Origin of the sequence: Haoranjiania flava, assembly GCF_025631005.1 — a bacterium.
GTDB classification, from domain to species: Bacteria; Bacteroidota; Bacteroidia; order Chitinophagales; family Chitinophagaceae; genus Haoranjiania; species Haoranjiania flava.
In genome coordinates, this window is the sequence record NZ_JAOTPL010000018.1 from 33,283 (window position 1) to 49,243 (window position 15,961).

The 15,961-nt window shown below is 43.3% G+C and carries 15 protein-coding genes and 1 other RNA gene; 9 read left to right on the plus strand and 7 right to left on the minus strand.

The annotated features are described in order from the left end of the window. Positions 1 to 15 precede the first annotated feature (15 nt). Positions 16 to 306: a YtxH domain-containing protein gene (locus tag OD355_RS11275; protein WP_263038586.1), complete on the minus strand. Its 291-nt coding sequence runs from the start codon at positions 304 to 306 to the stop codon at positions 16 to 18. 173 nt (positions 307 to 479) lie between these two features. Between OD355_RS11275 and OD355_RS11280 the strand changes: the two genes are divergently transcribed. Genes OD355_RS11280 through OD355_RS11295 form a run of 4 tightly spaced genes read left to right on the plus strand, consistent with a single transcriptional unit; the run spans position 480 to position 5,385 of the window. After that, a complete protein-coding gene (locus OD355_RS11280; RefSeq protein WP_263038587.1) occupies positions 480 to 1,643 on the plus strand; it encodes a sigma-54-dependent transcriptional regulator in 1,164 nt (387 codons plus the stop codon). Between the two features lie 16 nt (positions 1,644 to 1,659). After that, complete coding sequence (gene miaA / locus OD355_RS11285) at positions 1,660 to 2,568, plus strand: tRNA (adenosine(37)-N6)-dimethylallyltransferase MiaA (RefSeq protein WP_263038588.1); 909 nt, start codon at positions 1,660 to 1,662, stop codon at positions 2,566 to 2,568. Between the two features lie 24 nt (positions 2,569 to 2,592). Further along, positions 2,593 to 3,849: a 3-deoxy-D-manno-octulosonic acid transferase gene (locus OD355_RS11290; protein ID WP_263038589.1), complete on the plus strand. Its 1,257-nt coding sequence runs from the start codon at positions 2,593 to 2,595 to the stop codon at positions 3,847 to 3,849. A gap of 30 nt (positions 3,850 to 3,879) precedes the next feature. Then, complete coding sequence (locus OD355_RS11295; protein WP_263038590.1) at positions 3,880 to 5,385, plus strand: APC family permease; 1,506 nt, start codon at positions 3,880 to 3,882, stop codon at positions 5,383 to 5,385. On the opposite strand, the gene OD355_RS11300 is transcribed toward OD355_RS11295, so the two are convergent. From OD355_RS11300 to ffs, 4 genes are all read right to left on the minus strand, one after another. Then, positions 5,348 to 5,887, minus strand: a complete 540-nt coding sequence (locus OD355_RS11300) for an ATP-binding protein (protein ID WP_263038591.1) — start codon at positions 5,885 to 5,887, stop codon at positions 5,348 to 5,350. The genes OD355_RS11295 and OD355_RS11300 overlap by 38 nt on opposite strands. Beyond that, positions 5,887 to 6,453 (minus strand): NUDIX hydrolase, encoded by a 567-nt coding sequence (locus OD355_RS11305; protein WP_263038592.1) that lies wholly within the window; start codon positions 6,451 to 6,453, stop codon positions 5,887 to 5,889. Before OD355_RS11305 ends, OD355_RS11300 begins: the two co-directional genes overlap by 1 nt. 20 nt (positions 6,454 to 6,473) lie before the next feature. Beyond that, on the minus strand, positions 6,474 to 7,127 hold the full coding sequence (gene fsa / locus OD355_RS11310) for a fructose-6-phosphate aldolase (protein ID WP_263038593.1): 654 nt from the start codon (positions 7,125 to 7,127) through the stop codon (positions 6,474 to 6,476). A 91-nt stretch (positions 7,128 to 7,218) separates the two neighbouring features. After that, positions 7,219 to 7,317, minus strand: an RNA gene (gene ffs, locus OD355_RS11315) — signal recognition particle sRNA small type. Between the two features lie 129 nt (positions 7,318 to 7,446). Between ffs and OD355_RS11320 the strand changes: the two genes are divergently transcribed. From OD355_RS11320 to OD355_RS11335, 4 genes are read left to right on the plus strand one after another with little or no spacing between them, the layout of a single operon-like run. Further along, complete coding sequence (locus OD355_RS11320; protein WP_263038594.1) at positions 7,447 to 8,568, plus strand: glycosyltransferase family 4 protein; 1,122 nt, start codon at positions 7,447 to 7,449, stop codon at positions 8,566 to 8,568. Positions 8,569 to 8,570: 2 nt separating this feature from the next. Next, positions 8,571 to 9,452 (plus strand): alpha-1,2-fucosyltransferase, encoded by an 882-nt coding sequence (locus OD355_RS11325; protein ID WP_263038595.1) that lies wholly within the window; start codon positions 8,571 to 8,573, stop codon positions 9,450 to 9,452. A gap of 55 nt (positions 9,453 to 9,507) precedes the next feature. Next, complete coding sequence (locus OD355_RS11330; protein WP_263038596.1) at positions 9,508 to 10,485, plus strand: glycosyltransferase family 2 protein; 978 nt, start codon at positions 9,508 to 9,510, stop codon at positions 10,483 to 10,485. A 10-nt stretch (positions 10,486 to 10,495) separates the two neighbouring features. After that, on the plus strand, positions 10,496 to 11,263 hold the full coding sequence (locus OD355_RS11335) for a glycosyltransferase family 2 protein (protein WP_263038597.1): 768 nt from the start codon (positions 10,496 to 10,498) through the stop codon (positions 11,261 to 11,263). 131 nt (positions 11,264 to 11,394) lie between these two features. On the opposite strand, the gene OD355_RS11340 is transcribed toward OD355_RS11335, so the two are convergent. Continuing rightward, the gene (locus OD355_RS11340; RefSeq protein ID WP_263038598.1) at positions 11,395 to 12,081 is read right to left on the minus strand and encodes a zinc metallopeptidase; all 687 of its coding nucleotides are present in this window, start codon (positions 12,079 to 12,081) and stop codon (positions 11,395 to 11,397) included. Between the two features lie 231 nt (positions 12,082 to 12,312). Between OD355_RS11340 and OD355_RS11345 the strand changes: the two genes are divergently transcribed. Further along, the gene (locus OD355_RS11345; protein WP_263038599.1) at positions 12,313 to 15,081 is read left to right on the plus strand and encodes a TonB dependent receptor; all 2,769 of its coding nucleotides are present in this window, start codon (positions 12,313 to 12,315) and stop codon (positions 15,079 to 15,081) included. A gap of 264 nt (positions 15,082 to 15,345) precedes the next feature. On the opposite strand, the gene OD355_RS11350 is transcribed toward OD355_RS11345, so the two are convergent. Beyond that, on the minus strand, positions 15,346 to 15,960 hold the full coding sequence (locus OD355_RS11350; RefSeq protein WP_263038600.1) for an IMPACT family protein: 615 nt from the start codon (positions 15,958 to 15,960) through the stop codon (positions 15,346 to 15,348). Position 15,961: the final 1 nt, after the last annotated feature.

Genomic DNA, 15,961 nt, shown 5'->3' on the forward strand with positions numbered 1-15,961 from the left:
TAAAAAAGATCGCGGTTAAGCGTTTATGTTTTCGTAAGACTCTTTGCCTTCATTGATCAGCTTTAAGACTCTTTCGCGAACATCGTCTTTAAGGCCAACCACTTCTTTGGCAAATACATTTTTCAGGTCTTCAAGTTCTTCGATTGAGCTGCTTGTCCAGTTACGCACTTTTCTTTTTACTTCGTCTGTCTTGTCTGAGATCTGCTGGCGGGTTTCTTCTCCCGATTGTGGAGCCAGCAAAATACCTGCTACTGCTCCGGCAACCACGCCGGCTACGGTTCCGATTAAAATTTGTTTAGCACTCATTTGTTTATAGTTTTAAGTTATTAAATATATTCCTTAGTAAAGTTAATCAATTATTGATAAAAAATTCATTTACAACTATGTATAACATTTCACAAACAATATTTTAGCAATAAATTAAATTTTAAAAAACACTTCCGAAGATGTAACTTCGCGTGTAAATTTTTGCCCGAGTTATGAGTAATACCATTTTAATTATAGACGATGAGAAAGCTATCCGGAAAACACTTGCTGAGATATTGTCTTTTGAAAAATACAAAGTCCAGGAAGCTGCTGATGGCGAAGAAGGATGGAAATTGTTTACTCAAAATGTTTACTCCGCTGTATTGTGCGATATAAAAATGCCCAAGATGGACGGCATGGAATTTCTTAAAAAAGCCTCTGTCTACAATCCCGATGTACCCATCATTCTCATCAGCGGCCACGGCACCATTGAAAGCGCTGTAGATGCTGTAAAAGAAGGCGCGTACGACTATATTTCCAAGCCACCGGATCTGAACCGCTTGCTCATAACGGTAAGAAACGCGCTTGACAGGCATTCCCTTTCTAAGGAAACCAAGGTACTGAAGAAAAAAATTGATAAATCCGTGGAGATGATCGGTGAGTCGGAACCTATTCTTAAGATCAAAGCTACCATCGATAAAGTTGCAGCTACTGATGCCCGCGTGCTTATTACCGGTGAAAATGGCGTAGGTAAAGAACTGGTTGCGAGGTCTATACACGCACACAGCAACAGGTCTTCATCCCCGCTCATTGAAGTGAACTGTGCGGCCATACCGAGTGAGCTGATAGAAAGTGAATTATTTGGCCATGAAAAAGGTTCATTTACTTCTGCCGTAAAGCAGCGCATTGGTAAATTTGAACAAGCCAACGGAGGTACGCTGTTCCTGGACGAGATCGGCGATATGAGCATAGATGCGCAGGCCAAAGTATTGCGTGCCTTGCAGGAAGGAAAGATCACCCGTGTGGGCGGAGAAAAAGAAATATCGGTAGACGTGCGCGTAATAGCCGCTACGAACAAGGATCTGCTGGAGGAAGTGGAAAATAAAAATTTCAGGCTTGACCTGTATCACCGATTAAGTGTGATCCTGATAAAAGTACCTTCCCTCAATGAAAGGATTGAAGACATACCATTGCTGGTAGATAAATTTCTGAAAGATATTGCTGCAGACTACGGCCAGGCACCAAAAAGCATTGACAAAAAAGCCATTGAAAGCCTGCAGGCACACGACTGGACAGGTAATATACGTGAGCTCAGAAACGTGGTGGAAAGACTGGTGATACTTTCGGGCAAAACCATTACTGCCGAAGACGTGGGCAGCTATGTGTTCCAGGATTAAGCGTAAAATCTCCGCTATGCAAAAACCTTTGCTGATAGTGATCGCGGGGCCTACAGCTTCCGGAAAAACGGCGTTGGCTATTGAAGTTGCACGGCATTTTCATACAGAAATATTATCTGCAGATTCACGGCAATGCTACCGTGAACTCAACATTGGCGTAGCAAAGCCTTCTGAAGAAGAACTTAACAGCGCAGCACATCATTTTATAAATTCCCATTCCGTAACAGGCCATGTAAACGCCGGCCTGTTTGAAAGATACGGTCTTGAGGTTCTTGAAAATATTTTTTCAAGAACGAATGTTGCCGTAATGGCGGGCGGCACAGGCCTGTATATTGATGCTTTGCTAAACGGAATAGATCAAATACCGGAAGTGCCTGCTGGTTTAAGAGAAAGCATCTCTGCAGCTTATAAACTTAACGGTATCGAATGGCTTCAAACTCAACTCAAAGAAAAAGATCCTGTTTTTTTCGAAACATCAGAAAAACGAAATCCACACCGGTTGATGCGCGCATTGGAAATAATACAACATACCGGAAAATCTATAAGCCATTTTCGCACAGCCGGCAGGGTTCATAGAAATTTTAAAACGATAAAGATTGCCTTAGACCGGGAGCGCGAAGTTTTATACAACCGCATCAACACCCGGGTAGATGCTATGATGGACCAGGGATTGTTGCAGGAAGCAATATCGTTGCAGCCATATCAACACCTGAATGCCTTACAGACAGTGGGCTACAGGGAATTATTCGCTTACCTGCATGGCAGCCTGCCCCTGGAAGATGCTGTTGAAGAAATTAAGAAAAACACCAGGCGCTATGCCAAGAGGCAGCTCACCTGGTTTAAAAAAGATGCAGATTATAAATGGTTTGCTCCTGAAAATACTGCAGAAATCCTGCAATATATTTCAGGCATTACAAATGAATAAGCTAACTTCGTTAAAAGTTGTCTGATGTTTCCCGGTATTCTATTTTATAAATTGTTTTTATGGCTCTATTCCGCCGGAGCAAAAATCCTTTCCTTATTCAACCGAAAAGCAAAGCTGTGGGTAAACGGAAGGAAGCATATTTTCAAACAACTCAGGCATGCTTTTGCAGCAAATACATCGCCTGTAGCTTGGTTTCACTGTGCTTCTCTCGGAGAGTTTGAACAGGGACGCCCGTTGATAGAAAAACTTAAAAAAGACTATCCGAACTACCGCATACTGGTAACCTTCTTCTCCCCTTCCGGTTACGAGGTCAGGAAAAATTACAACCAGGCAGACTGGGTTTTTTATCTGCCGCTTGATGGCCGGCGCCATGCCAGAAAGTTCCTGAAAATCACTAAACCTTCCATTGTATTTTTTATAAAATACGAGTTCTGGCATTATTACCTGCAGGAAATACATCGCGCTGAAACACCGCTGTTCCTTGTTTCCGGGCTGTTCAGGGCATCGCAACCTTTCTTTAAATGGTATGGCGGGCTGAACCGTAAAACACTTTCTTATTTCACTCATTTTTTTGTACAGAAAAAATCCTCAGAAGATTTATTGCACACAATCGGTATAGAGCATGTAACAGTGACCGGAGATACCAGGTTCGACCGTGTGCTTGCCACCAAAAATAACTGGAGCGCGGTAGATAAAATTGCGGCATTCTGCGGCAATAAAAGAGTATTTGTAGCAGGCAGCACCTGGGAAGCAGACGACCTGGTAATAAAACATTTTGCAAAGGTACATCCTGAAATGTGCTTCATCATTGCGCCACACGAAGTTGAAAAAGACAGGATTGAAGAATGCCTGAAAATTTATGAGCACGCGGTAGCTTATGCAAACTATGATCCGCAGGACAAACAATCCGGCGTAAATGTACTTGTAATAGACAACATTGGCATGCTCAGCCGGCTCTACAACTACGCGTACATAAGCTATGTAGGCGGTGCATTCGGCGATGACGGTATACACAATGTGCTGGAACCCCTCGTATTCGGCAGTCCTGTGGTGTTCGGACCGGCGTATGAAAAATTTCCGGAAGCGGTAGACCTGGTAGAACGTGGAATCGGCTTCCCGGTAGAAAATGCGCTGGAATTTGAACAAACAATGGACTGGTTGCTTAGTGATGATGCGTTGATATCCAGGGTAAAAAGCGCTGCCGGAATCTACGTGCAGGAAAACATCGGCGCTACTGAAAAAATATTTTCTTCCATTGAAAAATATCTCACCCACGCTTAAAGTTTCTTTGCAATATGTTATTTTTACTATATGCAAAAAGAACAGAAGCAACTAAAACCTACGCTTTCACTGCTTGACGCTACCATGATCGTAGCCGGAAGCATGATCGGTTCCGGAATATTTATTGTAACTGCAGACATGACCAGGAACGTGGGTTCGGCAGGCTGGCTGATCCTGATCTGGCTGATCACCGGCATTATGACCATCTTTGCGGCAGTGAGTTACGGCGAACTTTCATCCATGTTTCCAAAAGCAGGCGGGCAATACATTTACCTGAAAGAAGCGTACAACCCGCTGACGGGTTTTTTATACGGGTGGAGTTTCTTTTCTGTGATACAAACGGGTACCATTGCGGCTGTTGGCGTTGCTTTCAGCAAGTTTGCCGGCTATTTCTTCCCGGCGCTGGCGATGACGGAAGACAACATTCTATTCCGGCTGGGAGACTGGTTCAGGCTATATCCCGCGCAACTGGTCTCTATTGCACTGATCATTTTCCTGACCTATATGAATTCCCGCGGCGTAAAGGAAGGCAAGCTGATACAGCAGTTCTTTACCGGCACGAAGTTATTGTCCCTGTTCGCTTTGATCGTCTTCGGGCTGGTACTGGGCACTAAGGCTGAAGTCTGGAATGCCAACTGGTCCAATGCTTTTGATTTTTCTTTTACGCAACCTGTAAAAGATGCAGCAGGCCATCAGACCGGCTGGTCGGCTTTTATGGCCGCAGATAATATTTACCTCATCATCGGGTTGATATCAGCGGCAATGGTGGGCTCTGTGTTTAGCAGCGTTGCCTGGGAAAATGTAACCTATATAGCCGGTGAAATTAAAAATCCTAAAAGAAATGTAGGGCTTAGTTTGTTCTTTGGTACAACCATCGTGGTAGTCATTTATTTATTCACCAACCTCATGTACACAGCCGTACTGCCCCTGGTACCGGCAATGCCGGCAAGCGGCATATATCCCCTGGAATCTGCTGACAGCATAGCTTTTGCCACACAAGACCGCGTAGCCACCGTGGCATCTACACAGATCTTCGGTGCTATAGGCACATACATCATTGCTGCCATGATCATGATCTCCACCTTTGGCTGCAACAATGGATTGATACTTTCAGGGGCAAGAGTATACTATACCATGGCTCATGATAAACTCTTCTTTAAGGGAGCAAAAAAACTAAATAAAAACCATGTGCCGGGACACGCCTTGTGGATACAGTGCTTGTGGGCCTCTGTGTTGTGCCTGAGCGGAAAGTACGGCTTGCTGCTGGACTATGTAGTATTCGTTACACTGGTATTTTATATACTGACCATCTGGGGAATTTTCAGGCTGCGCAGAAGCCGGCCGGATGCGGAAAGGTCTTATAAAGCGTTTGGCTACCCCGTGATACCCATCATCTACTTCCTGCTGGCAGGCACCATGGCGCTGGGCTTGCTGATCTATAAATGGCAGACATCCGTGCTGGGTATTGTCATTGTGCTCACAGGCATACCCATCTATTTTATGTATAAGAAAAAGCATGCACAAGCATTGCAATAGCATTCCGTGTTCTTTGCGCTGCATGGCCTGAAACCAAATGCCACGGCGTGTTCTGGTTAATAAGGCAATCTTTGTACATAAAATACAGCTCTCTCCTGCTTTTCAGGTCGGGATACTCACGCAGTTCGTCCTTTTGCCAGGGAATATCTATATCTGTAAACAAATACAGGTCGTATTTTCGTAAAACGATCTGTTCCAGGATGTAGAAGGGGCAACGGTTATACACATATTCACTCCATACCTTCATGATGTACATGTCTGTATCAATAAAAAGGAAGTCTTTATTTTCTGATATGGATCTGTGTATGTAAGATTCTTCTAACGCCACCTGTCCTTTGGCAATAATTTCAAGATCGTCATAATCATATTCCCTGCCATGCATCAGCAGGTACTCTCTCGCAAATTCCGGGCACCAGTGTACCTGGTAATGCGCTGCCAGGTCCTGGCAAAGGTGTGTTTTACCGGTACTTTCAGCGCCTATGATAGCTATTTTCTTCAACACTATTTCACAAACTGTATTTTATCTAAATAGCGCAATGCATAAAAAACAGTGGTCAGATGCATGGATTGTACAATCCGTTTTTCATCTACAAGTTCCATCAACTCATCCAGGGAAATTTCTTCAACAATGATCTGCTCGTTCTCGTCCAATTGCTGAATGTCTGTTTTCCTGCCGCCCAGTGCAATAAACATGTGCATGAGGTTGGAGTTGGTAGACGGATTTGCTGACGTGCGGCCGAGATAGTGCACCGACTCAAACGTATAGCCTGTCTCTTCCAGCAGTTCGCGGCGGATAGCATCTTCATTGGTTTCATCTGTGCTGTCTACACAGCCGCCCGGCAGCTCAATGCATACTTCGCCCAGTGCATGGCGATATTGCTTTACGATCAATACCTTATTGTCTTCCGTTAAAGCAAGCGCTGTAGCCCACTCCGGAAATTCAAAAACATAATATGGCTCTATTATTTTACCATCTGCTCGTTCGCAGCTGTCTTTCCTTACTGTAAACCATTGCTCTTTGAACAAATACTCCGAAGAGAGTTTTGTCCATTTAAGTTTTTCTTCCATCAATTATTTTTAAAATTATGCTATGCAAATTTCCTGGCATCTTCCAGGAACTTTGCCAGCCCTGAATCAGTCAGCGGGTGCTTCAGCAAACCTAAAATCGGTTCCAGGGGAGAAGTCACCACGTCGGCGCCGGCCTGTGCACATTGAATGATATGATTGCTGCTACGGATAGAAGCCGCGAGTATTTGGGTATCGTAGCCCTGAACGCCATAGATATCAGCGATCTGTTCTATGAGTTGTACGCCTTCCCAGCCGCTGTCATCAATCCTGCCGATGAACGGGGAAACATAAGTGGCGCCAGCCTTTGCCGCCAGTATTGCCTGGCCTGCTGAAAACACAAGCGTACAGTTGGTTTTAATACCATTGTCTGTAAACCATTTGATGGCTTTGATGCCTTCTCTGATCATCGGAACTTTTACAACGATGTTGCCGTGAATGGCTGCGAGTTTTTTTCCTTCTTCCACAATTTCCTTAAACTCGGTAGACACTACTTCGGCGCTGATGTCGCCGTCAACCATTTCGCAAATTGTTTTGTAATGCTGGTAAACAGCCTCACTACCTTTAATACCCACTTTCGCCATCAGCGAAGGGTTGGTTGTAACGCCGTCAAGTATGCCCAGGTCGTTGGCTTCCCTGATCTGGGAAAGATCGGCAGTATCAATAAAAAATTTCATTAGTCAGTAATTAAATGTTTATGCCAATAAAGATACATTGAACCGCTTAAACAGGCAAAAGATTATAAATAAAAGTAAAGGGGAAAAATAAAAAAGGCAGGCTGATTACATCGCACCGCTACAACCGCCTACTCTTGCTACCTTCCGATCCTGGGAGATTCAGCAGGAGCTGGTCGTGTAAGACCTGCCGGCTGCAAAGATACTCTTTATTTTTGATTATGAAAATAATATCGTGATTTCACCCCAATTATCGATGCTTAAGCTTATCGTAAAAATCTTACTTTTGCAAATAGAAAAAAAATGTTATACCCTTCCGGAAATGAAAATAGCATATGATGCCAAGAGAGCCTTTCACAATTCACGCGGGCTGGGAACCTATAGCCGGGAAGTGATCAGGCTGATGAATGCTTATTTCCCGGATAATGATTATTACCTGTTTAACCCCAAAAGAAAAAATGCCATCGAGCTTGCGCCGGGTGCCAACAATACAATTCTATATCCGGAATCTTTGTGGCACAGGAAGTTTCCCGCACTCTGGCGTACATTTGGCATAAGCAGAGAGCTGCAAAAGCTGAAAGCGGATGTGTATCACGGTCTCAGCCAGGAGCTGCCTGCACGTATACAAAAGACAGGTGTAAAATCTGTGGTAACCATGCATGACGCGATCTTTATGCGCTACCCGCATTTATACCCGAAGGTATACAGGAAAATTTTTATTGAAAAAAATAAATATGCCTGCATGGTTGCAGACAAGATCATTGCTATAAGCTTACAAACGAAAAAAGATATTGTGCATTATTTCCAGGCTGATGAAAACAAAATTGAAATTGTATACCAGGGATGCAGCAATATCTTCAGGCAGCAAATAAATGAGGAAGAAAAGGTACGGGTGCGTGAGAAATACAGCTTGCCACAGCAATACCTGCTGAATGTAGGCGCTGTGGAAAAAAGAAAAAATATTGAGCTCATTATTAAAGCCCTGCATCATGGTAAAATAAATATACCTCTGGTAGTGGTCGGGAAGGCCACCGCTTATATGCAAGAGCTTAAGCAATTGCTTACTCAGTTTGGCCTTGAAGGAAGCGTGATATTTATACAGGATGCAGCAACTACCGATCTTCCAGCAATATATACCCTGGCAGAGATTTTTATTTACCCTTCTGTGTTCGAGGGCTTTGGCATCCCTGTTCTGGAAGCATTGTGTACAGCTACTCCTGTAATTGCCGCTACAGGAAGCTGCCTCGAAGAAAGCGGAGGCCCTTCATCCCTGTACGTAGATCCTTATGATGTTGCAGCAATGTCGGCAGCTATTAACATCATACTGGCAGATGGCCATTTACAAATAAAAATGAAAGCTGATGGGTTGAAATATGCTGAAAAATTTTCCGATGAAAATATCGCTAACAACCTGATGCGTGTATATAAAAATTTGCTACCATAAAGATGAACATTGTAAGAATAAATTCAGGGCTGGGAAACCAGATGTTTCAGTACGCTTTCAGTTGTGCGCTAAAACAGTGCGAACCTGACACAAAAATAGACGTATCCGAATTTTTGTACAGGAAGCACCACAATGGTTACGAGCTTGATAAAATTTTTACAATTAACCCCTCATATGCCTCTCAGAAGGAATGCAATAAACTGGCTGATGTATCTAAAAGTTTCTGTGCAGAAATAAGAAGGAATTTTTTTAAAATAAAAAGGAAAACACAGGGAATTGTGGTATCTGAATATGAGCTGCCAACAAAGTATAGCCCAGAAGTATTGGAAGTAAAAAATGCCTATTTTATTGGCTTCTGGCAGACTGAAAAATACTTTGCAGACATTGCCCCGCTGATTCATAAAGAATTTATGTTCAGAAAACCACTTGACAAATACAACGAAAAAATAGCGAATGAAATTCAACAGTGCCATGCCGTATCTATTCATTTCCGGAGAGGGGATTATTTAAAGAAGAAAAGGTTGCACAGTACAGGTTCTGTTTGTAGCCTTGACTATTATAAAAATGCTATAGAATTAATACATCAACAGGTGGCCAGTCCGCATTTCTTTATTTTCTCAGACGACATTGCCTGGGTAAAAGAAAATTTTGTTTGGCCAAACGCAACCTACATAGATCATAACAAGAAGAAAAACAGTTTTAAAGACATGCAGCTCATGTCGCTGTGTAAGCACAACATTATTGCCAACAGCAGTTTTAGCTGGTGGGGCGCCTGGCTCAACAGGTACGAAAAAAAAATTGTCTGTGCCCCCGAAGTATGGGTGCGCGGTGTGGATCTGCCGGACATCATACCCGATAGCTGGATAAAAATTCCCATTGAATAAACCTGCCGACTTTAATACCTTTATTACCTTATTCACATCCGATCTAAACTGCTATATGAACCGCATACATCACCAGCCACAGGCAAAGCCGCTTATAAGCATTATTGTACCAGCTTATAATGTAGAAGCATATATAGATAAATGCCTTGCATCGCTGCACTCGCAAACATTGCAGGATATAGAAGTTATTGTTATTAACGATGGATCTACAGACAACACAGGCGCTGTCTGCGAAGCATGGAAAGCTAAGGATAACAGGTTGCATATAATTCACCAGGAAAATAAAGGTATTTCCGAAACACGCAATATTGGATTGGCAGCAAGCAAGGGGCATTTCATAGGTTTTGTTGACGGAGATGACTGGGTTGAACCGCAAATGTTCGAAAGACTGTACAATGCTGTGCAAAATTACAGCGCAGACATCGCCATGTGCGGAGCCATACTGGATGAGGCCGACAAGACTATTAAAATTCATGACCATGCACAAAAGGAACAACGCCTGGATGCCTGCACTGCGCTGATAAAATTGTTGTGGGATAAGTATGTAAGAAGCTACTGCTGGAATAAAATTTTCCGTGCCTCGCTCTTTAAAGACATCTTCTTTCCCCCCGGAAGAATTTTTGAAGATTACAGTACGGTCTATAAGCTTTTTGCCAAAGCCAATGCAGTGGTGCACACCGGCACAAACGACTATCACTACATTCAGCGGCCCGGCAGCATCCTTTCTTCCCTTAATCCTAAAAAAGAAGTAGACTTTTTTCTGGCCAACTACGAACGTTACGGCTTCATAGCTTCGTACAAAGGTTTTACAAGGATTCAACGCAAACTTTTACTGATCAAAACAATCAAGCGCATGCTGAGAACTAACCTGAAGCTGAAAAACCTTTCCGGTGAAAATGAATTTCTGCAGGAAAAAGCATTCATGGATGCCCAGCTCCGGGATTTATTCCGCAAAGATTATAAAGCCGAAAACTATAAAAACTATAAGCTGCTGTTGAATATAAAACAGTATTTAGCCAGGTTTGGTTTGTAAAAAATAAATCATGAGCAAGGAACACGATAAAAAAATTTCAGTTGTTATAAACACCTACAATGCCGAAGAGTTTCTGGCACAGACTTTAGATTCTGTGCGCGGCTTTGATGAAATTGTTATATGCGATATGCACAGCACAGACAGCACACTGCAAATAGCGGAGCAATATGGCTGTAAGATCGTATTTCACAGGAAAGAACCTATCGTAGAGCCGGCACGCAATTTTGCCATACAGTCGGCTACGTATAATTGGATACTATTGTTGGATGCTGATGAAACCATTACCAAAGAAATGAAAACATACCTGCAGGACTTTATCAGCAGAGCACACACCTATAAAGCCATCCGCATGGCACGGAGAAATTTTTTTATGGGCAGGTTCATGCACGGCAGTTATCCCGACAGGATCATTCGTTTCTTCAGAAAAGATGCCGTGCATTGGGGAGAGCATGTACATGCTATTCCTGAAATTGACGGCGACATCTACAACCTCACTACTACAGAACCAAAGCTGGCCATTAACCACCTGCCGCAGGAATCTGTGGAGACAATCATTGCCAAGCTGAACAGGTACAGTTCTGAATCTGTGATCCACAAACAAAAGAAATACAGCATATTTGCGCTCTTTACCAAACCCTTCTTTCATTTTTTCAAACCCTATATTTTAAAAAAAGGTTTTCTGGATGGTAAAGCAGGGTTGATATTTGCTGCATTAAAATCACAAAACGCACTGATGCAGGTTTTAAAAACCTGGGAAAAAGACAGTAAAACAAAATGATTCAGTAACCCTGAAGACGTTTTTGCCTGTTGGCTTGACAAATACACATCCATTCGCTATTACAGAATATACTTATTAAAAAACGAGGGCAATTCTTTGCAGAAATGCCCTCATTAATTTTACGGAAACAATCAGCTTCTCCTGTTGTAAAGCATGATGTAATAAAGCAAAGTAGCTATAGAACTGATAGCAGCCACCACATAAGTCCTGGCTGCCCATTTCAATGCGTCCTTGGCGCCTCTGTGTTCTTCAGGATTGGTCATATTGGTTCTTTCCAGCCAGGCCAATGCCCGGTTACTGGCATTGTACTCAACCGGCAAGGTAACCAGAGAAAACAATGTGCTGAAAGCAAATAAAAGTATACCAATCAGAAATACCGTATTACCCAAAGCTGAACCAGCCATCAGCACCAGCCCTGCAATGATTACATAATTGGACAATTTCGTACTGATGTTTACAAGCGGCACCAACTGGCTTCTCAATTGCAGCATGCTGTAAGCAGTGGCGTGTTGTACCGCATGGCCGGTCTCGTGCGCCGCTACTGCTGCTGCGGCAATGCTTCTGCCGGCGTATACTTCAGGGCTCAGGTTAATGGTTTTGTTAGCGGGATTATAATGGTCTGATAAATGTCCTTGTACCGAAACCACAGCTACATCGTTTATACCATTATCGCGCAACATTTTTTCTGCTATTTCCTTCCCGCTTAAACCGGATGAAACGGGTATCTGGCTGTATTTTTTGAACTTGGCATTGAGCGTTCCGCTTACAATAGATCCAACGATCATCATTACAACCGCGATTAAAATATATCCTGTCATAGTTGTTTGTTTTATTAGGTATGTTCAATTTTCTTGCCAAGCTGGTGTGGCACGTTGCCTGTACCTTAATGTCAGCCTGCAGCGCAAAAGCCTGACATAAATGCATATACACAAGGCATTTTGTATATAGCCTTAGAGATCATACCTTTCACCTAATTAAATCACCTATTAACCGATTATTATCGAAAGCTACAAACACACCCGTTAGATTTGTATAAAATGTATATTTTCATGAAATTGAAGGTTTTCATAGTAATACTTTTTTTATTGCCTGTTTATGTTTTCGCGCAGCACACTTCCAACGTTGCAGGCATTGTGGCTGACTCTGCCGGCATTCCGCTGGAGCATGCTTCCATCAGTATCCTGCAATTGAAAGACTCAACTGTTGCGCACCGTGCTTTATCCGATGCAACGGGCTTTTACGCATTCACATCTGTTATGCCCGGAAATTACCGCATACAATTTTCTTATGAAGGCTACCAAAATACAACGAGATTGTTTTCACTTACAGACAGTACAGAAAACTTTATTATCGATACAATTAAAATGTACACTACCGCCAGCGAACTAAATGAAGTAGTTGTAGTGTCTACTGCAAAGCCTATCACTATCCGGGGAGATACCACTGAGTTTAATGTATCGCAGATTGGAGTAAAGCCCAATGCAACCGCAGAAGATGTACTTAAAAAACTTGCCGGCATTGAGGTAGAGAAAGACGGCAGCATTAAAGCGCAGGGCGAAAGAGTGCGCAGGGTGTATGTAGATGGCAAACGTTTCTTCGGTGATGATCCCAAGATGGCCACCCAGAACCTTCCCTCTGACGTTATAGAAAAAGTACAGATCATTGATGCAAGCAGCGACCAGGCGGAGTTTTCCGGATTTGATGATGGCAACCGGGTCAGGACCATCAATATCGTCACCAAACAGGAAGTGAAAAATGGCGGCTACTTTGGTAAGGGTACAGCAGCTATCGGCACGCGCGGCCTGCATGCCTTGGGAGGAAATATTTACCGCTTCCGGGGAGATGAACAGATCTCAGTATTAGGGCAGTGGAACAACAATAACCAGCAAATGTTCAGCCTGCCATCAGATATGGGCGGCGGCAGGCGCGGCTTCCAGGGCAACAACAACACCGGCCAGACCCGGGCGATTGCAGGAGGCATGAATTATCGCAATACTTTCGGCAAAACACAACTTTACGGAAATTATTTTTACAACAATACCGATCTGGACATTCAGCAGGACAGGCTGCGCCAGAACTTATTGCAGGGAGATACGGTTCAGAATAATTTTTCTGATTCCTACTCTAACCGCAAAAGAGAAAACCACAACTTTAATTTCAATATTGAAACGCAATTTGATTCACTCAACTCTTTGATTGTACGCCCGAGATTTTCTTACCAGCAAGCTGAAAACACATCCATCTCGTCCAGTGAGATCTGGCGTGCAGTACTTGCAGATTCTACCGGCATCAGCCGAAGCAACCGCACCAATACCAGCAACAATGATGGCATAGACGGCGGGCTTGAGCTCACATACAGGCACCGGTTTGCCAAAGCCGGAAGAACCTTATCGCTCAATACCCATGTTTCGGCCGGAAGGAACCAGGGCTACGGGGAAAGCCTGAATAATGTTTTTACTTACAGCAACAACAGGAACAGAACCACGAATCAGCATTATACATCCGGCTCGGAAAATAATGCCATCAATGCAACACTTTCTTACACAGATGCAATAGCAAAAAATCACCAGCTGGAATTAAATTTCAACTATTCATACAGCACGAACAACTCGGAAAGGATTACCTATAACTTTGACAGCACCACCATGGATTATACAGATGTGGACTCAACACTTACCAACAAATATGAGAATACGTATGCTTCGCAAAGAGCCACTTTAAATTACCGCTATTTCAGGGGAAAGATAAACCTTACTGCCGGCAGCGGTGTGCAATTCGGCCAGCGTGAAAGCAACAACATCAGTAAAGATCTGCATCTTAAACAGGATTACATTAATTTGTTCCCCACTGCAAATCTTTCTTACCGCATTTCAACTACCAAAAACCTGCGCTTGAGCTACAGCGGCAGAACAAGCCAGCCGAGCATTTCGCAGCTGCAGCCCGTGCTTGACAACTCAGATCAATTGTACATAATAGATGGCAACCCTGACCTGCGCCAGTCTTTCAATAATAATTTCAATATAAGGTATACTTCATTCGACAGGGAAAAAAGCATCAATATGTTTATTTTGCTCAGCGGTTCTGTTACCAGCAATGCCATTGTGAATTCTGTAACCCAGTTGAGTAATGGCGGCCAATACGTGCAACCTGTGAACATGAATGGCGTATATACACTCAACGGATTCTTCAACTATGGGTTTCCCGTTAAAAAGCCCAAGTCCAATGTGAACCTTTCAACAGAATTATCCAACGGCAGAACCGTAAGCCTGGTAGACGGCAGGAAGAACTTTACTACCACAACCACCATAGGCCAGCGGGTGCGCTGGAATACTAACCTGAAGGAGACATTTGATATAAACTTTGCCACTAAACCGATGTATAATTTTGCAAAATACACGGTAAATAAAAAACTCGACGGCAACTATTATTCACAATCTATTTCCCTGGATGCCACATGGTATACCAAATCCGGCTGGATTACTTCTGTTGACTTTGACTATACTTTTTTCAGAGGATTGAGCGAAGGATTTAACACAAGCATCCCGTTGCTGCAGGCAAGTGTGGCAAAACAATTGTTTAAAAATAAAGCCGGCGAACTGCGGCTTACCGTGTTTGATGTTTTAAATCAAAATAAATCCATCATCAATACGCGCACTGATAACTATATTCAGCAGACAAGAAGCAACGTATTGCAACGATACGCTATGCTGTCATTTACCTACAATGTAAGGAATTTTGCCGGACGCAGTTCAGGCTCAGAGCAGAGACAGCGCGGGGAGTTCAGAAACAGGGGTCCACGCGGCGGCGGCAGAGGATAAGCCGGGATGATGTATTAAGGTACTCAAATATTTTTTGAGCAACTCTGTGCACCTGATGTTTTCAGTTTTAAACTTCAACAGATGTAAAGCTTCACAAAAGAAAATTTCATGCCTTGGTGTCTTTATGACGAGTATAACGCACCTTGTGAAACCTTTGTGCCGCTTTATGTTTCAGGCTTCTTGTTTAAGCACAATGTACACCAAGAATACATTAAGCTCACAAAGAGAACCTTTTGTCTTCTTGTCTTTGCAGCAACGCATTCCCTAATTTTTCAGCTTAAACTCCACCCCTCTCAGCGATTGAAAAATCTGCGCTGCTTCGGTGATTTTTGCAGCGGGCAACCTGCACTCAATGGTACAAAACAACTGCATATCCTGTGCAACAATTTCTGCTTCAAAATGCTTCAGCCAGCGCATCACATCATTCATCTGGGTATAATCAAAAGTAATGGAAGCAGGCGTCATCACCATCTTGCGCATTGTAGGCGTGAGCTGCAAAGCCAGTGAAGTTGCCGTTTTATAAGCATTGATAAGGCCAGGCACGCCCAGCAGTGTACCTCCAAAATAGCGCACTACAACTACCAGCACATCTGTAAGCGCTTTGCTGTCTATCTGTCCTAAGATAGGGCGGCCCGCGGTTCCGGATGGTTCACCGTCATCGCTGGCGCGAAAATTATTGCCGTCAATACCCAGCCTGTAGGCAAAGCAATGATGCACAGCCTTTGGATGTTCGGCTTTCAGTAGTTGCAGCTTTTCTTTAAAATCCTCAACTGAACTAATGGGGTAAGCATAGGCCAGGAATTTACTACCGCGGTCTTTGTACTCCGCAACCGAAGGCGACTGAATCGTTTGAAAATATTGCTGCTCTGTATCGCTCATA